This window comes from Paenibacillus sp. MBLB1832, assembly GCF_032271945.1.
Taxonomy (GTDB): Bacteria; Bacillota; Bacilli; order Paenibacillales; family NBRC-103111; genus Paenibacillus_E; species Paenibacillus_E roseopurpureus.
The window spans coordinates 1,301,583-1,321,369 of sequence record NZ_CP130319.1 but is presented as its reverse complement, the minus strand read 5'-3'; the positions used below and the strand labels follow the sequence as shown (position 1 = coordinate 1,321,369).

General features: G+C 46.0%; 20 protein-coding genes and 1 riboswitch. Of the genes, 5 read left to right on the top strand and 15 right to left on the bottom strand.

From position 1 onward, the window contains the following. Positions 1-42: 42 nt before the first annotated feature. Positions 43-152: riboswitch (guanidine-I (ykkC/yxkD leader) on the bottom strand. A gap of 157 nt (positions 153-309) precedes the next feature. Then, the gene (locus tag MJB10_RS06060; protein ID WP_314802597.1) at positions 310-510 is read left to right on the top strand and encodes a hypothetical protein; all 201 of its coding nucleotides are present in this window, start codon (positions 310-312) and stop codon (positions 508-510) included. Positions 511-689: 179 nt separating this feature from the next. Here the strand turns inward: MJB10_RS06060 and sdhB are convergent, their stop codons facing one another. Genes sdhB through MJB10_RS06045 form a run of 3 tightly spaced genes read right to left on the bottom strand, consistent with a single transcriptional unit; the run spans position 690 to position 3,893 of the window. Next, positions 690-1,454 carry a succinate dehydrogenase iron-sulfur subunit gene (sdhB, locus tag MJB10_RS06055; RefSeq protein WP_314802595.1) on the bottom strand — a complete coding sequence of 255 codons (765 nt, stop codon included), beginning with the start codon at positions 1,452-1,454 and terminating at the stop codon, positions 690-692. A 2-nt stretch (positions 1,455-1,456) separates the two neighbouring features. Further along, the gene (gene sdhA / locus MJB10_RS06050; protein ID WP_314802594.1) at positions 1,457-3,220 is read right to left on the bottom strand and encodes a succinate dehydrogenase flavoprotein subunit; all 1,764 of its coding nucleotides are present in this window, start codon (positions 3,218-3,220) and stop codon (positions 1,457-1,459) included. Positions 3,221-3,236: 16 nt separating this feature from the next. Then, positions 3,237-3,893, bottom strand: coding sequence for a succinate dehydrogenase cytochrome b558 subunit (locus MJB10_RS06045; RefSeq protein WP_314805499.1), 657 nt, complete (start codon positions 3,891-3,893; stop codon positions 3,237-3,239). A gap of 275 nt (positions 3,894-4,168) precedes the next feature. Here MJB10_RS06045 and MJB10_RS06040 point away from each other — a divergent pair, with 275 nt between their 5' ends. Beyond that, positions 4,169-5,065, top strand: coding sequence for a LysR family transcriptional regulator (locus tag MJB10_RS06040; RefSeq protein ID WP_314802591.1), 897 nt, complete (start codon positions 4,169-4,171; stop codon positions 5,063-5,065). Positions 5,066-5,088: 23 nt separating this feature from the next. Here MJB10_RS06040 and MJB10_RS06035 read toward each other — a convergent pair whose 3' ends face one another. From MJB10_RS06035 to MJB10_RS06025, 3 genes are read right to left on the bottom strand one after another with little or no spacing between them, the layout of a single operon-like run. Further along, positions 5,089-5,844, bottom strand: a complete 756-nt coding sequence (locus MJB10_RS06035; RefSeq protein ID WP_314802589.1) for a response regulator transcription factor — start codon at positions 5,842-5,844, stop codon at positions 5,089-5,091. Between the two features lie 56 nt (positions 5,845-5,900). Then, positions 5,901-6,563, bottom strand: a complete 663-nt coding sequence (locus MJB10_RS06030) for a potassium channel family protein (protein ID WP_314802587.1) — start codon at positions 6,561-6,563, stop codon at positions 5,901-5,903. A gap of 12 nt (positions 6,564-6,575) precedes the next feature. Then, complete coding sequence (locus MJB10_RS06025) at positions 6,576-7,928, bottom strand: TrkH family potassium uptake protein (protein ID WP_314802586.1); 1,353 nt, start codon at positions 7,926-7,928, stop codon at positions 6,576-6,578. Between the two features lie 153 nt (positions 7,929-8,081). Here MJB10_RS06025 and MJB10_RS06020 point away from each other — a divergent pair, with 153 nt between their 5' ends. Beyond that, positions 8,082-9,722, top strand: coding sequence for a CPBP family intramembrane glutamic endopeptidase (locus MJB10_RS06020; RefSeq protein WP_314802584.1), 1,641 nt, complete (start codon positions 8,082-8,084; stop codon positions 9,720-9,722). On the opposite strand, the gene uvrC is transcribed toward MJB10_RS06020, so the two are convergent. The 3 genes from uvrC to MJB10_RS06005 form a co-directional block, all read right to left on the bottom strand. After that, a complete protein-coding gene (gene uvrC / locus MJB10_RS06015) occupies positions 9,682-11,580 on the bottom strand; it encodes an excinuclease ABC subunit UvrC (protein ID WP_314802582.1) in 1,899 nt (632 codons plus the stop codon). The two genes, MJB10_RS06020 and uvrC, sit on opposite strands and share 41 nt — an antisense overlap. A 108-nt stretch (positions 11,581-11,688) precedes the next feature. Next, positions 11,689-12,003, bottom strand: a complete 315-nt coding sequence (trxA, locus tag MJB10_RS06010; RefSeq protein WP_188177210.1) for a thioredoxin — start codon at positions 12,001-12,003, stop codon at positions 11,689-11,691. A gap of 266 nt (positions 12,004-12,269) precedes the next feature. Then, positions 12,270-12,653, bottom strand: a complete 384-nt coding sequence (locus MJB10_RS06005) for a MerR family transcriptional regulator (protein ID WP_314802579.1) — start codon at positions 12,651-12,653, stop codon at positions 12,270-12,272. A 210-nt stretch (positions 12,654-12,863) separates the two neighbouring features. Here MJB10_RS06005 and MJB10_RS06000 point away from each other — a divergent pair, with 210 nt between their 5' ends. Then, entirely contained in the window at positions 12,864-13,004 is a 141-nt protein-coding gene (locus MJB10_RS06000) for a YqzM family protein (protein WP_314802578.1), read from the top strand. Between the two features lie 60 nt (positions 13,005-13,064). Here MJB10_RS06000 and dnaI read toward each other — a convergent pair whose 3' ends face one another. From dnaI to MJB10_RS05980, 4 genes are all read right to left on the bottom strand, one after another. After that, positions 13,065-14,018, bottom strand: a complete 954-nt coding sequence (gene dnaI / locus MJB10_RS05995) for a primosomal protein DnaI (protein WP_314802576.1) — start codon at positions 14,016-14,018, stop codon at positions 13,065-13,067. Between the two features lie 15 nt (positions 14,019-14,033). Further along, positions 14,034-15,530 carry a replication initiation and membrane attachment family protein gene (locus MJB10_RS05990; protein ID WP_314802574.1) on the bottom strand — a complete coding sequence of 499 codons (1,497 nt, stop codon included), beginning with the start codon at positions 15,528-15,530 and terminating at the stop codon, positions 14,034-14,036. A gap of 172 nt (positions 15,531-15,702) precedes the next feature. After that, entirely contained in the window at positions 15,703-16,578 is an 876-nt protein-coding gene (locus MJB10_RS05985) for an alpha/beta fold hydrolase (RefSeq protein WP_314802572.1), read from the bottom strand. Between the two features lie 77 nt (positions 16,579-16,655). After that, positions 16,656-16,940: a YuiB family protein gene (locus tag MJB10_RS05980; RefSeq protein ID WP_314802571.1), complete on the bottom strand. Its 285-nt coding sequence runs from the start codon at positions 16,938-16,940 to the stop codon at positions 16,656-16,658. Between the two features lie 211 nt (positions 16,941-17,151). On the opposite strand from MJB10_RS05980, the gene hemQ reads away from it, so the two are divergent. After that, a complete protein-coding gene (gene hemQ / locus MJB10_RS05975) occupies positions 17,152-17,898 on the top strand; it encodes a hydrogen peroxide-dependent heme synthase (RefSeq protein ID WP_314802569.1) in 747 nt (248 codons plus the stop codon). Between the two features lie 126 nt (positions 17,899-18,024). Here the strand turns inward: hemQ and MJB10_RS05970 are convergent, their stop codons facing one another. Both MJB10_RS05970 and MJB10_RS05965 read right to left on the bottom strand, forming a co-directional pair. Beyond that, positions 18,025-18,303, bottom strand: coding sequence for a hypothetical protein (locus MJB10_RS05970; RefSeq protein WP_314802568.1), 279 nt, complete (start codon positions 18,301-18,303; stop codon positions 18,025-18,027). A 27-nt stretch (positions 18,304-18,330) separates the two neighbouring features. After that, positions 18,331-19,521, bottom strand: coding sequence for an NAD(P)/FAD-dependent oxidoreductase (locus tag MJB10_RS05965; RefSeq protein WP_314802565.1), 1,191 nt, complete (start codon positions 19,519-19,521; stop codon positions 18,331-18,333). Between the last annotated feature and the right edge of the window lie 266 nt (positions 19,522-19,787).

Below are 19,787 nucleotides of genomic sequence, written 5' to 3'. Positions count from 1 at the left end.
AATGGAATGAGGAAAAGCCCGGAATGATATCATATCCTGATATCCTCCCGGGCTTTTATCCCTCCGTGTGCACGATGAAGCTCATCGTGTGTCCTCTCTTGGACCAGACCAAGCGCCAATGTGACGATTGCGGAACCCTAGAAAACAAGTTTGCTATGTAATTGCCCAACGCTGTCTTTCATTTGTCTATATCATACCTAGATCGATCATTGGTGTCAATATATATGACATAAATAATTTTATTGTTGTCAAAATCGCCATTTACGTAATATTATATAACATATAAGTAGTCAAAATGGAGGTGCAGCGATGTATTCGATTCATTTCCACATTCGCATGTTAGATAATAAGTCCATGCCATCCACAGTAGCCCCGCTTCCTGCGCCGGTAGATTCCCTGCATTATGCAGCAGCGGCTTCATCGAGCTTTTATACCCAGCACCCTCCACTGATTTCCCCTATAGATCATCATGATGCATCCGCACAAACAGCCATCCCCGCTGCGCATTAACCTCACATGGTGTGAATGAAGACCCGAGTCATGGACTGGGGTCTTTTTGTCGTCCCCCCTAGAGCGATCGCGGCTACTGAATTAATCGATAAAATCGATTAACTCAGGTTCCCTTATCATTCTCAAAAACCACAAAAGCCCGACACCCCCACCAGGGGTATCGGACTTCATAAATTGGCTTACACGCCAAGCCATTTCTTGAACAGGTGCTTCGTCGTATCCGCGTTCATCGCTGCGATCGACGTCGTAAGTGGAATACCTTTCGGACAGGAGCGTACGCAGTTTTGCGAGTTACCGCAACCTTCGATACCGCCATCTGTCATCAGCGTATCCAAACGCTCGTCTTTGTTCATCTCACCTGTTGGGTGAGCGTTGAAGAGACGAACTTGGGAGATCGCAAAAGGTCCAATGAACGAGTTCTTATCGTTCACGTTCGGACAAGCTTCCATACAAACGCCGCATGTCATACATTTGGACAACTCGTATGCCCATTGACGCTTCGACTCCGCCATACGCGGTCCAGGACCAAGATCGTATGTTCCGTCGATTGGAACCCACGCTTTAACCTTTTTCAACGCATTGAACATGCGTCCACGGTCAATAACAAGGTCACGCATAACAGGGAACGTGTTCATTGGCGCCACGCGTACTGGCTGCTCCAGCTTGTCAATCAAGGCTGAACAAGCTTGACGCGGCTTACCGTTGATCACCATCGAGCAGGCGCCGCACACTTCTTCCAGACAGTTGGATTCCCAACAAACTGGCGTCGTTTTGTCGCCTTTGGCGTTTTTCGGATTACGTTGAACTTCCATCAAACCGCTGATCACGTTCATGTTCGGACGGTAAGGAATCTCAAACTCTTCCGTGTACGGTTTGGAATCTGGACTCTCTTGACGAGTCACAATAAACTTCACGGTTTTCTGCGCAGTTTGTGTCTCAGCCATGATTAAGCACCTCCTTTTTTCTTATCCGTGGAGTAGTCGCGTTTACGCGGCTTAATCAACGATACGTCGATGTCCTCGTAGGAAATTTTAGGACCATCCGGCGTCCAGTCAGCGATTGTCGTTTTCATGAAATTATCATCATCACGCTCTGGGAATTCAGGTTTGTAGTGTGCCCCGCGGCTCTCATCACGCATCAAAGCGCCAACCGTCATCGCTTCAGCAAGCTCGAACATATTCCACAGTTGACGAGTGAACGCAACCCCTTGGTTGTTCCAACGCGCCGTATCTGTAATGTTGATGTTGTTGTAACGCTCTTTCAAATCTTTGATCTTGCCAATTGTATCATTCAAACGATCGTTGTAACGAACAACTGTCATGTTCGCATTCATCATATCGCCAAGTTCTTTGTGAAGCACGTATGCATTTTCCGTACCGCTGTTCATTTTGAGCAAGCTCTCATAACGATCCGTATGACGTTTCTTCTCACGGTCGAACACGATGGAGGAAACATCATCCGCATGCTTCTCTAAGCCGCGAATATACTCAACCGCTTTCGGACCAGAAACCATCCCGTCATAAATCGCGGATACAAGGGAGTTCGCGCCCAATCGGTTTGCACCGTGATGTTGATACTCACACTCACCTGCTGCGAACAATCCAGGGATGTTCGTCATCATGTTATAGTCAACCCACATGCCGCCCATGGAATAGTGAACCGCAGGGAAAATCTTCATTGGAATTTTACGGGGATCGTCGCCCATGAATTTCTCGTAAATTTCCATAATACCGCCAAGCTTAATATCAAGCTCTTTCGGGTCTTTATGGGAAAGATCCAAGTAAACCATGTTCTCGCCGTTGATGCCCATCTTCTGATCAATACATACGGAGAAAATCTCACGTGTTGCAATGTCACGAGGAACCAAGTTTCCGTACGCTGGATATTTTTCTTCTAAGAAATACCAAGGCTTACCATCTTTGTACGTCCAGATCCGTCCGCCTTCACCGCGAGCAGATTCGGACATCAAGCGCAGCTTATCGTCACCAGGAATCGCCGTAGGATGAATTTGAATCATCTCGCCGTTCGCATATTTAACACCTTGCTGGTAAACCGCACTTGCAGCAGTACCTGTGTTAATGACCGAGTTCGTTGTTTTGCCGAAAATGATACCAGGACCACCCGTCGCCAAGATGACAGCGTCAGCTGGGAACGTTTGAATTTCCATGCTGCGCAAATCTTGCGCCGCGACACCACGGCAAACACCTTCATCATCAAGAACAGAACCAAGGAATTCCCAATGTTCGAATTTTGTTACGAGACCTGCTGTCTCCCAACGACGAACTTGCTCATCCAATGCGTATAGCAGTTGCTGCCCCGTCGTAGCACCAGCGAATGCTGTACGGTGATACTTCGTACCGCCAAAACGACGGAAATCAAGCAATCCTTCTGGTGTACGGTTGAACATAACGCCCATACGGTCCATCAAGTGAATGATCCCTGGAGCAGCGTCACATAATGCTTTAACTGGCGGTTGATTTGCTAAGAAATCTCCACCATATACCGTATCATCAAAGTGCTCCCATGTGGAGTCACCTTCACCTTTCGTATTCACCGCACCGTTAATGCCGCCTTGCGCACATACGGAGTGGGAACGTTTAACAGGAACCAAGGAGAACAATTGCACATGTACCCCAGCTTCTGCTGCTTTAATTGTCGCCATGAGTCCCGCAAGTCCTCCGCCGACGACGATAATTTTTGAATTAGCCACTTCTGTTCACCCTCCCTTAATGCCCCGTATGCGCTTCTACTGGAACTGAAAATTGTGTATCTGTAAATGCAGTTAATGACATGATAAACATCACCGTCATTAGAACAAACAAGCCTAGTGTAATATAAGTGGAAAAGCGTTGCGACCGCGGTCCAATCGTTATTCCCCAGCTCACGAAGAATGACCACAAACCGTTGCAGAAATGGAACGTCGCTGAAACAATCCCCACGAGATAAACCGTAAACAAGACTGGATTCGTCGTGATATCATGCATCGTATTGCCGAGATTTTCATGCGCCACGTTACCTAAAGCAACTTGAATACGCGTCTCAAATAGATGCCACGCGATGAACAAGAAGGTTAATACCCCTGTCACGCGTTGCAACATAAACATCGTATTGCGGAAGTACCCATAGCTTGAAACATTATTACGTGATTGGTACGCAACATAGAGTCCATAGACGGCATGATAAAGAAGCGGAAGATAGATTCCCACAATTTCCAATATTAATCTTAGTGGTAAATCATTCAACCAATTAATTTGATCCAGAAAAGCCTCAGGCCCTTTCGTTGCTTCATAGTTAGTGAGCAAATGCTCAATAAGGAAGAAGCCCACCGGAATGACACCTAATAGCGAGTGGATCTTTCGAAAGTAATACGAATTACTCATAATGTAACCAATTCCCCCCTCAACAAAATTCAAACCACTACTATCCGACAAGTTTAGACAAAACAAGCCACATACCATTGTACTCTCGCCGCAAACGAGCGTCAACCCATAATCATCCACGCCTATTGTGCCAATTCAGTCAATGATTATACGTGAAAGATCACGAAATATAGATAATTTGTGACATGTACATCGTACCTCTTTCACGCTTATAATGGAAGTGCTGTTTTTTTATATCTACTTATAACTATTTTGCATATGTAGAGGAGGTTTCTAGCATGGAGCTACTTGAAGTATTCGCTGTCGTCGTCGAACAAGTGAGCCTCAATAAGGCATCCCATTTGTTAAACATTTCGCAGCCCGCGCTATCACGTAAAATTATGAAACTGGAAGAGGAATTGGGTGTGGAGCTCTTTTCACGCAAAGGGAAAAGGCTGGAATTAACCAAGGCGGGGCAAATTTGCTACGATCATGCGATTGAGAAGCGCCATCTGGAACGAAAGTTCAAGCAGGCGATCCACATTTATAAAGCGGCTGGTACTCGCTCATCGCTAACCATCGGTGCATCGTTGACTACTTTGCAAGCGACGCTGCCCGATCTCATCACGGATTATCTGCAAGACTACCCGCTGACCGAGATCAAGCTGCTGACTGGCAAAACCCATGAAGTGGTCACCATGGTCAAAGACAACAAAGTGGATATCGGCATTGTAGCCTCTCAAATCACTACAACCAATCTGCATTGTGAACCTTTGTTTGATGATCACCTTTGTCTTGTGCTGCCTTCTGGCCATCCCTATATTGATCGAGCGGCCATCACCATGAAGGATCTGAATGAACTTCCGATGATCCTTTTTTCCAAAGGCACCTGGTACCGCATCTTGATGGATGAGCTATTCCACCGATTCACTATTTTTCCGAATGTCCAAATGGAGATCGATTCCTTCGAGGCCATTATCAGGCTTGTCTCTACATGCAAAACCGCTACATTGTTGCCCAAATCGTACTTACGTGAAGACCTGATCCGGAATAATGAACTCATGCTGCGTGACTTGCATGAATTGGAAGAAACCAAGCGGACAACGTCCATCATCTACGCCGACCACTCCGCCGAAAACGCAGAAACCATGAAATTCGTCACCCAAGCGATCCAATACTTTGCCAAGCACAACTAAACCGCAACGAATTCCATTGTCACCTACATCCGCACAAATTTATACCCGACACCCCATACGGTCCGAATCCACTTCGGCTCTTTGGGGTTGTCTTCTATTTTCTTACGCAAATTCGCAATGTGTACATCAATCGCTCGATCCGTCACGAAGGAATCGAATCCTCGTACCGTTTGGAGCAAATCCTCGCGGCTGTAAACACGCCCAGGGTGGTTAAGAAAGCATTTCATAATTTCAAATTCGGAATAGGTCGTCTCGATCATAACACCATGCACACGCATCGATCTTGTATGCGAATCTAATGTAATTTTCTCTGAGAGATCTCCCCCCTCTTCCAGGACAGCAGTTGAGGACTCCATGCCCATATGGGCGGATCCTGTTCCTGCCTGCAGCTTAGCATCTTGCTTACTCACAACATGCATCTGCGAACGACGAATGAGTGCGTTCGCCCTCGCAATCAGCTCATGCATACTGAAAGGTTTGCATAAGAAGTCATCCGCGCCAGCGCCTAACGCATTGACACGCTCGACGACTTTATTTTTCATAGATATGATCATAATGGGTACGCTTGACGTTTCCCTAACTTGTCGGCAAATGGTGAGCCCATCTAAATCTGGCAACATCCAATCCAGCAAAAGGAGGTCAGGTTGGAAATCAGCAAGTGCGGCAATGCCATCCTTGCCATTCTCCTCTCTAATGACTCGAAAGCCCTCTTCCTTCAAATACATAGAAACCATATCACCGATCAGTGCATCATCTTCGATCATGAGTACCTTGTACATGCAGTGTCCACCTTTGTCTCCAAATTCTAGTTGCAGGACATGTTATTCGCTAGGTATCAGCCGATTACTTCACTTTCAAACTCATCAATCTGGGCATTGGTCCCGATGATAACCATGACATCTTTCTCATTGACCACATCATTCGCGGAAGGTGCGATAATGATACCTGAATCTTTATTAATCGCCACGACACTGCAACCAAACTTTGCCCGCGGATCAAGCTCTTTAATTGTAAAGCCGCATAACCGTTTAGGTACCGATAGTTCGACGATCGTATAATCCTTAGAAATTTCAATATAGTCCAATAAATTCGGCGTTGCCAATTGGTGAGCAACACGGATGCCCATATCACGCTCTGGATAGACGACACGATCTACCCCAAGCTTCGTTAGCACTTTGCCATGTAATTCGGATAACGCTTTGGCAACAACTTGGCCAACTCCCAACTCTTTGAGCACAATCGCTGTTAAAATACTGGATTGAATATCATCACCAATCGCGATAACCGCGCAATCGAAGTTGCGTACGCCTAACGATTTCAACACATCTTCATCCGTTGCATCCGCTACGACCGCATGGGTTAAAAATGCGCTCATGTCATTCACAACTTCCTCATCTAAGTCAATGCCTAACACTTCATGGCCGAGTTTCATCAATTCTTTTGAAATACTGGACCCAAATCGTCCTAAACCAACCACAACATACTGATTCCTCTTCATCTAGCTGAACCCCTATCCAATCGTAATTTTCCCCTCTGGGTATCTAAATAGCTCTTTTTCCTGCTTCGGCTGCAAGGCATAGGCAAGCGTAATTGTTCCTAAACGCCCCGCGAACATCGTTAAACAAATCAGAATTTTCCCAAGCATCGTTAAATCAGGCGTCAGTCCCAACGTTAAGCCTACCGTACCGAAGGCGGAAGTGACTTCAAATAATATTTTGATAAAAGAAGAATCCTCTGTCGTTGATAAAATCATCGTAACTACGATAACTAGGAACAAGGCCATCATTGATAGCGTAATCGCTTTAAGAATTCGGTCCTTCGCGAGACGATAGCGGTAGATAACAATGTCTTCTTTGCCCCGTACCATTGTGACAATCGCACTAATGAGGATGGTAAACGTTGTTGTCTTAATTCCCCCGCCAGTTGATCCAGGCGAAGCGCCGATGAACATGAGAATGATGATGAGAAACTGGGAGGCTTGACGCAACGCGCCGAGATCAACCGTATTTGGACCTGCCGTCCTTGCCGCGGTGGACTGAAAGAAGGATGCTAATAGTTTGGAACCAAAATCTAAGGAGCCTAAGGTTCTGATATTGGTAAATTCGAATATAAAAATACCAAGGGCTCCGACGATTAGCAATAATCCGCTCATGCTAAGGACAACCTTAGAATGGAGGGAAAGCTTCCTCTTTTTATGGAAATCAATGAGATCCGCGATAACGACGAAACCAATCCCGCCAAGGATGATGAGCATCATCGCTACAACATTCACGACAAAGTCGCCTACATACCCAGTAAACGAGACGAAAGGGGCATCGACGGTACCGAATAAATCAAAACCCGCATTATTAAACATGGAGATGGAATGCCATATCCCCAGATAAAGCGCTCTTGGAAAATCGAAATCAAACGAAAAACGAATTGTAAAAATGAGAGCTGCAACAGCTTCAATCGATAAAGAGTAAATAATAACTTTTCGGATCAATCGCACGATACCTTCCATGCTGCCTTGATTGAAGGCCTCTTGCAAAACAAGACGCTCTCTCAAAGTAATCTTCTTACGGAAAACAAACGCAACGAGTGTAGCCATGGTCATAAAACCAAGTCCGCCCACTTGAATTAAGGAAACGATCACAATTTGACCAAATGTCGTAAAAGAACTGCCTGTATCGACCACAACAAGCCCTGTTACACAGGTTGCTGACACAGAAGTGAAAAGTGCATCAATGAAGTGCAGCGACTCACCTGATGCTGATGCGAATGGCAATGTCAGTAGTCCAGCTCCCAGCAAAATAATGAGGGCGAAGCCCAGCACCAAAATTTGAGGTGGCGTAAGCTGCCAAATATTAAGTTTTTTATTCATGAATCCTCCTGAACGCGATAAAATAACCGGATATTCACTTTCTCACCAGGTAGAGTTCCCCTGTCCTCATGTAGAAATTCCGACACACACGCAATTGATAGGTATTATATAATTGTTTCATAATCTTTACCAGTACATGGAGAGGAACACACTATGCAAAAGATAAAGCCTAATCGAATTCTCATTCTCCTTGCACTCATTGGTCTCGCTCTCTATGCAGGAGTCACATTGCTGTATGGACTAAGCAGCAAAGAACCGCCAGCTGCACAAAATCCATTGATCACGAAGAAGCAGGCAGCAGAAAGTGCGGCTAACTTCATACAAAATCGTTACGCGCTCAACACACCGCAAACCTATGTCGTCTATCAGTCGAAGAAAGAACGCAGCGGATATTTGCAAAAAGAACATGTGCTAGAAGCCTATACGAAGCAGTATGGAGAAAAGTTGCCGCTCGATTATTATCAAGTCAGTGTGAAAGACCCACATACAAACAGACAATTTGAAGTGGAAATTAACTATTCGAATGCGAAGATCATAAGCTGGCATGAGAATCGGTCAAATAGGCAACCAGACTCGGCACCCATGCACGAGAATAAGGCCGATACGTTAGCTAAAGCTGAGCTTCGCCAAATGGGCTTTGACCCCGAGGATTTCATCTTCGTTGAAGCTGGTGCAACCGATATGACGTCGGATCAGCCCATGACGCGCCTCTATGAAAAGCAATCGAATCCGATTGGGCAAGCGAAGCTGCAAGTCCAGACGGAATTTGATCAAAACGTACTAACAGGCTTCCATGTCAGCTTCAAACTTCCCGCGTCGCACCTCGCCTGGTTGAAGCAGCAGGATGACTCTGCCTCGCTCATGACATGGATTTCAATGGGCTTCACCGTACTAATGACACTTGCTGCTATCATTTATGCCATTATTCATAGAACCTATATGAGGTTCAGCCGTGGCTTGCTGCTCACCACGATCTTCCTGGTCATCTATATCACGAATAATGTGAATATGTATCCTGCTTTTCGCGCCATGGGCGGTGATGCCAACAGTGATTTCATCACATGGGCCTCTATTATTTTCATGAGCATTGTGACACTTTTGCTTGGCCTATCGCTCTACATTTGCTTAGTTGCTGGGGTTGGCCTCTGGCATACATTGGGGGAACGGAAATGGCCAAGGTGGCATCACGCCTTGTTCGGGCAAGACGTCTATCATGGAATGGGACGGGGATATTTACTGGCATTATTCATTCTGGGGATACAGCAGGTCTTGTTCTATCTGGGTGAAGTGAATTTTGATGTGTGGTCAGTCAATGACCCGACGGATTCTGTACTCAATATGGTAGAACCGCGTCTCTTCCCGCTTATGGCGTGGGTTGCCGCAATCTCCGAAGAAGCGACCTTTCGGTTGTTGGGTATTATTCTGTTTAAAAAGCTGTTCCGCTCCAACTTCATCGCCGTGCTCCTCCCCAGCATCATCTGGGCAGCGAGCCATACACAGTATCCGATTTACCCCGTGTACACGAGGCTCGTTGAGGTCACCGTCATCGGTATTATTTTAGGCTACGTTTTTCTCAAATACGGTTTCATTACCGCCATCTTCGTCCATGCGAGCATGGATAGCATACTGATGGGTCTATCTCTCTTCTCCTTAGGTCATATCAGCGATATCCTCGCTGGTTTGCTCTATATCGCATTGCCAGGTCTCGTCGGCCTAGGACTAGCATGGCTGCATGAAAAAAGGCGAAAGCCCCCTACTCTAGGGGAGCCGCCGCCTCGCCTTGCAGGGCTCTAATGATGTCGCCCGCTAATTTTTCTCCAATACCTAGAGGCTTGAAATCGCTGACTTCGGCCTCTTTGATTTTACGCACAGAGCCGAAATGCTTCAGCAATGCCTTGCGTCGCTTCTCGCCAATACCTGGAATGGCATCCAGCTGTGAAACGACCATCGATTTCGCGCGTGTTTCTCTATGGAACGTAATCGCGAATCGATGCACTTCATCTTGGATCCGTTGAAGCAAATAAAACTCCTGGCTATCCCGCGGCAGCGGAACAATCTCCGCTGGATCGCCAATCATCAGCTGCGCTGTTTTGTGCTTGGCATCCTTCACAAGACCGCAAATCGGAATGTATAGTCCCAGCTCATTCTCAAGCACATCAACAGCCGCCGAGATTTGGCCTTTACCTCCGTCGACTACGATTAGATCTGGCATCGTTAGATTATCCTTCAGCACCCGCTCATAACGACGTCGAATGACTTCTCTCATCGTCTCATAATCATCAGGTCCAACGACCGTCTTCACCTTGTATTTGCGGTATTCCTTCCGGTCCGGCTTACCGTCCACGAACACAACCATCGCCGAAACCGGATTCGTCCCTTGAATGTTCGAGTTATCGAACGCTTCGATGCGGCGAATCGTGCCCAAACCGAGCCATTCTCCGAGATTCTCGACAGCCTTGGTCGTTCTTTTCTCATCCCGTTCGACTAAGCGGAATTTCTCGTCCAGCGCATTGCGCGCATTATCCTTGGCCATATCGACCATCTGCTTCTTCAAGCCGCGCTGCGGCATATGCACTTTCACCTTGAGCCAAGATTCCAGTGCTTCACGAATCTCTTTCTCTTCGCCCTCAGACCGCCTTACGACGTCCTCAGAGCCATCCGCTTGCGCGTCAGGGTCGGGCATCGTCGGCAGGAAAATCTCTTTGGGCAGCGCAGGATTGTCGCTATACACCTGGGTCACATACGTCATGAAGTCATTATATTCATCCCCATAGTAGGGGAATAGCGACACATGACGCTCGATCAACTTGCCTTGACGCATGTATTGGATGTGCACAGCCATCCAGCCCTTGTCAACGGCATAGCCGAAAACATCCCGATCCAGCGCGTCCGCCGTCGTGATCTTTTGCTTCTCCATGAGCGCGTCGATGCTCATGATATGATCGCGCAGCTCCTTCGCGCGCTCGAAGTTCAGTTCCTCTGCTGCAGCCAGCATTTTGGCTGTCAGGTCTTCTTTAATCGCCTCGTGTCCGCCGCTGAGGAAACGGCTAATCTCTTGCACCATCCGCTCGTTCGTCTCGGCGGATACCTCCAACGCGCAAGGCGCTAGACATTGCCCCATATGATAGTATAGGCATACTTTATCAGGCATGGTCTTGCACTTGCGCAGCGGATACAAGCGATCCAGCAGCTTCTTCGTCTGCTGGGCGGCGAAGGCATTCGGATAAGGGCCGAAATACTTCCCCTTATCCTTGTACACACGCCGCGTTACTTCGAGACGCGGCTGCGCTTCATGCGTGATTTTGATATAAGGAAACGTCTTATCATCTTTAAGCAGCACGTTATAACGCGGAAAATGCTGTTTAATCAGATTACACTCGAGAATAAGAGCCTCCATGTTCGAAGAGGTGATGATATATTCAAAGTCGCGAATTTCGCTGACGAGTTTCTGTGTTTTGGCGCTGTGGCTTCCTGTGAAATAGGAACGCACACGATTTTTTAACACTTTAGCCTTACCTACATAAATAATCGTGCCCTGATGGTTCTTCATCAAATAACAGCCTGGCTTATCAGGCAGTAGCGACAGCTTGTGCTTGATTGTTTCCAAGCTTTGTTCGCGAATGGCGGGGTCCTTATATTCAAAGTCCGTCATAACCTAATATCTCCTTTCAGAAAAAATCGTTGCATAAGAAAAAGCTCTTTCTCAGCATAGCAGAAAAAGAGCTTTTTCTCACGAACAATTGTTTCTAATTGTTTAAACTTATTGATGACGGGAAACAACATTTTTTAACGCGTCTTTGGATTGGAAACCAACCACTTTATCAACTGGTTGACCGTCTTTGAAGACGATTAACGTAGGGATACTCATAACGCCGAAACGAGCAGCGGATTCTGGGTTATCATCCACGTTGACTTTCGCAATTTTCAAAGCTTCAACTTCTTTATCCAGCTCTTCCAATACAGGAGCAATCATTTTGCAAGGTCCGCACCAAGGTGCCCAGAAGTCTACAAGTACTGTACCTTCCCCTTCAACTTCTGCTTTGAAACTGTTATCAGAAACATTCACGATTGCCATGATAGTTCCTCCTTCTAAGAATGAATTTAATTTATATGGTGAAAAGTAAGTTGAAGTGTGAACTTAACTTGCTTTGCATCACAATCGTATCGAACAAGTCAACATGCCTAGGATAAACGGCTCCACAGTCCTCATAGGACGAGATGCGTTTACCAAGAAATATTGCCACAAATCGGGTGAAACATGATATATCAATATTTTATAATATACCACACTCAGATGCCTTTTCAACCAATCCATAAGTTAGCAAAGCGGGTATCCCTTACCTATGTTGACGGTAAACCGATAGGCAGTCCTTGGCGTCGCTGCTCCTCAATGAAAGCAATCCGATCCTTCAAATTCGCCTGCAACAACTGAAGCATCGCCATCTGCTTCTCGATTTCTTGCAGCTTCTCAGTGTAGAGCGGAAGCAAATCATCGCATTGCGATTCCTGATTCTTCATCACACAATTCAGGAAGCTTTCAATCTGTTCGGTCGTGAACCCGAGGCTCAGATAAAACTGAATCGTCTTCACACGCTCGACAACCATTTGGTTATACACCCGATAGCCATTCTCTTCACGCTGTGTGGCGATCAATCCTTTAGCCTCATAGTAGCGCAAGGACCGAATACTGGCTCCAGTCAGCTTGGATAGCTCGCTTATCCGCATGGACCTCACTTCTTTCTTTACAGCTTGTTTGGAAGCTGTCTTTATTGTAAACCATAACACTAATGTTAGAGTCAAGCGCTTTTTTGCCCTTTCCGCATACTTTCGAGATTGTTTGCACAATTGTCACTTTTGATTTCCTTTACAACTTTCGACGAAGTTGGGTATACTAGGCTTACAAATACGAAATGTCGGACGTTAGGGGGTCACCACATGAGCAATCAACACCCGGAGCATCACGTATATGAAGAGCCGCGCAATGATTTCATGGATGTAGGCATTGGCTTTGGCGTTTTCTTTGGCGTATTGTTCGTCATTGCTGTTGTCGCAACTGTTATCCAAGTCATGAAATAAGCCAGATACACAAGAAAGCTGTACAGCAAGGTTCAACTGAACCTGACTGTACAGCTTTTTTCATCTTCCTCGTTTGTTCGTTCCTGTCACAACGACAACGTCCACAAAGGGCCGAATGCGATCCATGATACGCTGTCCTTTATACTCCTCGTCCCCGTCCTTGTTCGTAAAGCTGAAGTGCTTCTCCAAGTCCGACAAGGCATAATTCGAGGTGAAGAAGGTTGGCTTCCGATTCATTCGATGGTTCACAATCGCACCGATCACATGATCTCGCAGCCACGGATTCAAATTCTCCGCTCCAATATCATCAAACACAAGGAGATCTGTTTCTTTCAGAAGATCGATGGTTTCCTTCAGCTTATAAGGCTCTTGAAACATGCCCTTCAAATCCTCAGCAAAATCTGGCATATATACGATGGCGCCAGTCATGCCCTCCTTGGCCAGTTGATGCAGCATATAGCCCATCAAGAACGTCTTCCCCGTCCCGAAAGATCCGGATAAATACAAACCTCTTGTCTGTAGCCCTTGCTCAATCGTCAGGTTGACGTAATCATTAATTTGCATCACGGCTTTCGCTCGATCCAGATCGGTCTCCAGAATATCACCGAACGAGAAGCTGCGCGAAATCATCCGCGGATCTACATGGAACGTGCGAATTCGGCTGCTAATCGCATCCTGCTGTCCCTTGGCAATGAATTTCTTACAAGCTACTTTCTCTTCATGGATAAAAGCAGCTTGGCTTTCGACTTGTTCAGCCGAAAGCATCGTATAATGCCCCGTCATATCGTTCGGACAACGGTCGAGGCCTGGACAATTTGAGCAAGTCTTGTACTCTGTAACATGTTGGTACAACTTGTTCATATTGATTTTCACCGCATAGTCATCAACAAACGGATACTTCTGTCGAAACTTATGAATTAAAGGATCCGCGAGAACGCCTTGGATTTTCAATTCCGCGTTGCGTCTCCATTCCGAATCCGGCAAAGATTTAAGTATTTGCGATAAGGATTCCATCCGTTCGCTGCCTCCTTACTCGTTTTTACGATTAAACCGGTCATCCAGCTTCTGCGCCATTCGTCTCGCCGCTTCTAGTTCTTCGGCTGTCAACCTGGTTGACGCCGTCGTTCCCGTATCTGGCAGCACGATCGGAATATGCGGCTTTTGCGTTTTACCCTGTCTGCCGCGTGTTACTGAACCGCCGCCAGCTTTGGCTGCTTCCACCTTCGATGCAGCTTTCTGTTTGTAATTGATTTTCTCACGCACATAATCAACAGCTTGCTCATAGGTGGTAATTTGCTTGCCGAGCATATCCGAAGCGACCGCTTCGATGGAGGATTTGGCCCAGGAACGACGGTCTATGTGTAGGAAGTGAATGAGCACATTAATAACTTCTTCCTTTAATTTGTAATTCAAATCGATTTTCTCAAAGATATTAAGTACACCATCAGGAATCGAGCCCTGTGTAAAAAACATTTTCAGAACAGCCGTATAAGGCTCATTCCGCATGATATAATTATACTGATGGTCTGTGCACTCCCCGCGCAGCTGCTGTGGAACTTCCAAGTAAAACGCCATTTCCACCGATTTTTCCTCATTGCTGTTCGTGTCTTCTTCCATGCGAGAAGTCGTACGTTCCCGCTCTTCATCCCGCTTCTTACTCTGGCGATAGAACAGGTTCGCGTTATACTGCATGATATCCATGACGAGCTCACCTTCTTCGGTGAATACACCGTCCTCATCCAGCAAACGACATGTCTCTTGCAGGGATAGATTGTACTTTTTCGCCACAATATTAATAGCTGCCATACCCTCAGGCTTATGTTTCAGCGCCTCGACGAATACACGATTGCTCGCGCCGCGGGGAAACCTCATAATAATATCGGCGTATTGGAAACCTTTTGTCGTCACATCCAATCGCGCATCTCCCTGCTTGCTAGCAGAAGCCTCATACAGCGCTTGTTCCAACTCGTAATCGACGACCTGCGTGTTCAGACGGAACAATTCATAGAAAGGAACAGAGAGATTCTCCTCCGACGCATCACGGCACTCCTCTGGCTCTGGAGAAAGCAAATCCTCCCGCAGCGACAGCAGCATGAACTTGCCGACCTTATCGCGAAGCAGCAGCGTTAAATGCTGATTGCGGAAAAATTCATTCGGCCCAAGCGGCGCGAAAAGTGTATAAACGAACACATAGTCATCTTCTTCAGGAATAAACTTTCGTGTCGTTTGCAGCAATCCAATCGCTTCCAGCTTCGAAGATTGCTCGATCAAGTACTTCCGTCCTCGCTCGCCCTGCTCAAGATCAAGCAGTAGAAACAGCTTGCGTTGCTGCTCCATCGGGGAGAAGCCAACCTTCTCAGCGCTCATCTGTTGATAGAGTGCTTGATAGAGACTAATCGCCAAACCGCCTATCATCGGTTGATACATCATCGCTAGCATTTTATAATCCAAACTGCTCAAAGAAAACTCACGGTTCACACAAAACCGGTGATTCTCGGTGAAATGCAGCATATTCGTCATTCTCATTCCGTACCAGCACCATCCTGCCTCAGCTCAACTGAGAGGTTTAACCGTTTCTGAAAGGCTAAGTTCTCAGTCACTCTCTATTAGTCTACCACAAAAATCGACAATCTTGGTATCTACAAGAGAAAGATAATTTTACCTTTCGGAACAAGAAAAAGATTCCATCGCGCCTGGTTTAGAGCAATGGAATCTCGGTATTCATAGGACCATATTTCGAAGGATTCAATCTCCGAGCAATCGCCAAATCTAACTTCTCCCTAGCCGCATTCGGTTCGTCTAAGCTGTCCAGCCATAGCTGAATAAGATCATTCATGCGCGGCGCGCTTTTGAAAGGGATTTGGTGTTTGGCGTCCTTAATAAAGTAAAGCGAACTATGCGGTAATTGCGAATGAATTTGCTGGGCATAGGGGTGAAAAGCACGATCCTCCAAACCATAAATCAATAAAACGGGTTGTTGTATGGTTGAAAGTCGATTCGTACATGAATAGTGCATCGATTGTTCAAAGTACGACTTTACATTTTGCTCAGAATCATGTGTTGCACGCTCTTTCAACTTCTGATAGGTTGTCGATTTGTCCGCATTGCCATACGTCAGCGCTTCTATCAAAAGTTTCATAAAACGCGATGGCCTTGCCAAACGAATCGCCAGCCAGACTCGGCTTAGATTGTATAGATCCGTCAATTCCGACATCCCACTTACGATGATGCCTCCGCGAAAGCGAGAAGGAAACCTTATCATCGCTTCTAAGGCGACAGTGCCGCCCGTTGAATATCCACACACATAAGCAGATTCGATGTTTAGATGATCTAAAAGATGCGTAATATCGGCCGCGATCAACGAATACGTCAGCTCTTGATCCGTGCAGGCACTTCCTCCATGTCCTCGAATATCAAAAGTTATCACGCGGAAATACTTACTTAGTTGTTCTTTTTGATATGCAAACGTTTCTAACGTAAGCAACGGCGGATGAATAAAGACGATCGGCTTTCCTGACGCAGGCCCCGTTACTTCATAATGCAGCGTGGTTCCATTCACATTTGCAAAAGGCACAGTCGGTGTCACCTCACTAACTAGGAGATCAGATTAACTCCCTAATAGCGTGACCCGATTGTGCCTCCTTTATCAGTTTAAAACATTTTGAATCCACGAATACGAAGCGCTTTGATAGCAGATCCGCTTAGGATGGCGCCAATTAATCCACCGATAGCTGGAACGACATCGACGATCGTGAAGCTTTCGTCACTAGATAGGAACGACGATGAGCCGGTGTAACCATAGATGACAATCCCGATAACTAAAACGATGAACGCATACAGTGGAAACCATGTCGTCTTCATCAACATATTCAGAATAAAACCAATTCCAAAAAATAACACCATCATCAAGACAGTGGCAATGATCATTTGCAGCACGAGAAATCCTCCTTCAGGTATGTAGAAAGTCTTACATGAATCAGCTTGGTTAACTCTTATATTGTAAACGAGGGGAAGGTACAGGTAAAGTGTACACAAATTGAACAATTTGGCTTGTATCCAATGCTTCACCCCCTCCTTGCATTTGCCCTTTCTCCATGAATTGGATACAATGTAGGGGACTATTAGCCCTTTGAATGGAGGAACAACAATGAGTGAAGCGGTACAAACGCTGGAAGGCTGGTATGCGCTCCATGACTTCCGTCTTATGGATTGGAATGCATGGCATGCAGCAACGCCCCAAGAACGTAAGCATGCAGCTACAGAGCTTAACACGTTCTTGACCCAGTGGCAGCAAGTTGAAAACGATAAGCTCGGCAGCACTGCCGTATATAGCATTGTCGGACAGAAAGCAGATTTCGTATTCATGCACATGCGTGAAACATTAGAAGAACTAAATGAGCTTGAGAATGCTTTTAACAAATCTAGCTTTGCAGCTTTTACTATACCTGTCTACTCCTACGTCTCCATCGTGGAATTGAGCAGTTACCTGGCTAAACCAGGTGTAGATCCTGCCCAAGACCCTGAACTTCAAGCTCGCTTGAAGCCGATTCTTCCAAAATCCAAACATATTTGCTTCTATCCGATGAATAAACGTCGTGAAGGCAATGACAACTGGTACATGCTCCCTGCGGAAGATCGTAAAACAATGATGCGCAGCCACGGCATGATCGGTCGTACTTATGCTGGTAAAGTGAAGCAAATCATTACAGGTTCCGTTGGTTTGGACGACTGGGAATGGGGCGTAACACTATTCTCCGACGATCCTCTTCATTTCAAAAAGCTTGTGTACGAAATGCGCTTTGATGAAGTCAGCGCGCGATTCGGCGAGTTCGGTGACTTCTACGTGGGTAACGTATTGCCGCCAGAGAAATTCGCAGCTTTCATTCAAATATAATTGTTGTCAAAGCAAGGGACAAGCTGTCCCTTGCTTTTTTGATTCTGTTCGGTTTACAACGTGAATATGTTGGTTATATGTAAAAGAAGCACCACCCGCTAGACGGGCAATGCTTCTTAGATTTATTTATTCATCGTCATCATCGTTAAGGGCCGCTTGCAATTCTGCTTCCATCTGCGCCTTACGTGCCAGATATTCTTCGGTATCACGATCACGTTGACGGCTCTTTTCCTTCAAACGCTCAATGGCAGGAAGAATGAGAATATCAATCTCCTTCTGCACGACCGCTACATGATCGTATCGCTTCTCTGTTTCCAAGAAGTGGCCTACTTCAATCAAGCCATTATACCGATCAAGTTCGTCCCGGGTAAGAAGTCCCCTTACTTGGACACTGCAGTGTCGCATGGCAATCCTCCCGTAAACAAGTGTTAACTAGAAACGACCTTTACGAATAACAAGCGGAATTCCACCGATAATGTAGAGGTATCTCATATCAACGACTTTTTTCATCATCGCAGCGACATTCCCTTTCAATTTACGGGAACCAACGATACCAATCGCTTGACCTTTTCCAAGAGAAGCAACTGTACCTTTGTTGGAATATTTGAATGTTTTCATTTGTGAACCACGAATGGAAGCAATCAAGTTATGCGCTACAGCTTCACCTTGCTGCATAGCAATTTGAGCTGTCGGTGGGTATGGACGGCCTTCATCGTTCATGACGATGGAGCAGTCACCGACCACGTAGATGTTGTCAAAGCCAGGCGCATGTAGATGCTCATCAACTTTGATTCTGCCGCGCATCGTTTCGAAGCCAGCTTCATCCAGCATGTGGTTACCGCGGATACCGCCAGTCCAAACAACCGTTGCCGCTTTAATAAACTCGTCACCCGCGATAAGAACACCTTCAGGTGTACACTCTTTAATCGCTGTGCCAATTTTGAACGTAACGCCTTTGTCTGTAAGAACTTTCATCGCATACTCAACGAGCTCAGGATCGAACCCTGGCAGTGCTGTTGGCGCAGCTTCAATATTATAAATCTTCACGAGGGAAGGATCTACGTCGAACTCTTTGCAAAGCAATGGAATACGATCAGCAAGTTCACCAATGAACTCGATTCCTGTGAAACCTGCGCCGCCGATGACGAACGTCAAATAATCCTTGCGATCTGGTTCACGCTTGAACTTCGCGAACTGATACTCGATATGCTCGCGGATGAAGCGCACGCTATTGATCGAACGAATGTTCAACGCATTCTCTTTCAAGCCTGGAATTCCGAACGTTTCAGCTTCGCCACCAAGTCCGATAACCAAGTAGTCATAGGAAAGCGTACCGTCCTCCAAAATAACTTTCTTCTCATGCGGACGAATTTGGGTAACTGTCGATTTCACGAAGTCCACTTTAAATTCATCGATCAATTTCAAGATGTTCACGCGTGCATTTTCAGGGTTATCTGTCCCTGCTGCAGGCATATGCAGGTGTGTCGTGATGTAATGGTAGTCATGCTTGTTGACTAGAGTTACATCAGCTTCATTGTAGTTCAGTTCCTTCTGCAATCGGATTGCAGCCAGGATTCCACCGTAACCGGCACCTAAAATCACGATTCTTGGAATTCTACTCATGTTTCTCTCACTTCCATATCCGTATTTTTTCCTATGGTTTCTCTATCTTGTGAAAAATTACACAAACGGCTTCAAAAGTAGTATACTGCTACTAGTTTGCTCGCTATCGCAGTGAATTATGATGAAACAGGCTGAAATTCGTCACAACATGCAAACCGATTCTCATGATATGATATAATTTTCATAAGTAAATATCAAGTGCTATTTTGCTTGAATATCAGTATTTATCAACGTTTTCAACAATGATTAACCGTGTTTTCAGCCAT

Bases quoted from the DNA above. Each gene is read 5' to 3' on its own strand.
- MJB10_RS06060 (WP_314802597.1), top strand. From the start codon at position 310: ATGTATTCGATTCATTTCCACATTCGCATGTTAGATAATAAGTCCATG.
- sdhB (WP_314802595.1), bottom strand. From the start codon at position 1,454: ATGGCTGAGACACAAACTGCGCAGAAAACCGTGAAGTTTATTGTGACT.
- MJB10_RS06040 (WP_314802591.1), top strand. From the start codon at position 4,169: ATGGAGCTACTTGAAGTATTCGCTGTCGTCGTCGAACAAGTGAGCCTC.
- MJB10_RS06035 (WP_314802589.1), bottom strand. From the start codon at position 5,844: ATGTACAAGGTACTCATGATCGAAGATGATGCACTGATCGGTGATATG.
- MJB10_RS06030 (WP_314802587.1), bottom strand. From the start codon at position 6,563: ATGAAGAGGAATCAGTATGTTGTGGTTGGTTTAGGACGATTTGGGTCC.
- MJB10_RS06025 (WP_314802586.1), bottom strand. From the start codon at position 7,928: ATGAATAAAAAACTTAATATTTGGCAGCTTACGCCACCTCAAATTTTG.
- MJB10_RS06020 (WP_314802584.1), top strand. From the start codon at position 8,082: ATGCAAAAGATAAAGCCTAATCGAATTCTCATTCTCCTTGCACTCATT.
- uvrC (WP_314802582.1), bottom strand. From the start codon at position 11,580: ATGACGGACTTTGAATATAAGGACCCCGCCATTCGCGAACAAAGCTTG.
- trxA (WP_188177210.1), bottom strand. From the start codon at position 12,003: ATGGCAATCGTGAATGTTTCTGATAACAGTTTCAAAGCAGAAGTTGAA.
- MJB10_RS06005 (WP_314802579.1), bottom strand. From the start codon at position 12,653: ATGCGGATAAGCGAGCTATCCAAGCTGACTGGAGCCAGTATTCGGTCC.
- MJB10_RS06000 (WP_314802578.1), top strand. From the start codon at position 12,864: ATGAGCAATCAACACCCGGAGCATCACGTATATGAAGAGCCGCGCAAT.
- dnaI (WP_314802576.1), bottom strand. From the start codon at position 14,018: ATGGAATCCTTATCGCAAATACTTAAATCTTTGCCGGATTCGGAATGG.
- MJB10_RS05990 (WP_314802574.1), bottom strand. From the start codon at position 15,530: ATGAGAATGACGAATATGCTGCATTTCACCGAGAATCACCGGTTTTGT.
- hemQ (WP_314802569.1), top strand. From the start codon at position 17,152: ATGAGTGAAGCGGTACAAACGCTGGAAGGCTGGTATGCGCTCCATGAC.
- MJB10_RS05970 (WP_314802568.1), bottom strand. From the start codon at position 18,303: ATGCGACACTGCAGTGTCCAAGTAAGGGGACTTCTTACCCGGGACGAA.
- MJB10_RS05965 (WP_314802565.1), bottom strand. From the start codon at position 19,521: ATGAGTAGAATTCCAAGAATCGTGATTTTAGGTGCCGGTTACGGTGGA.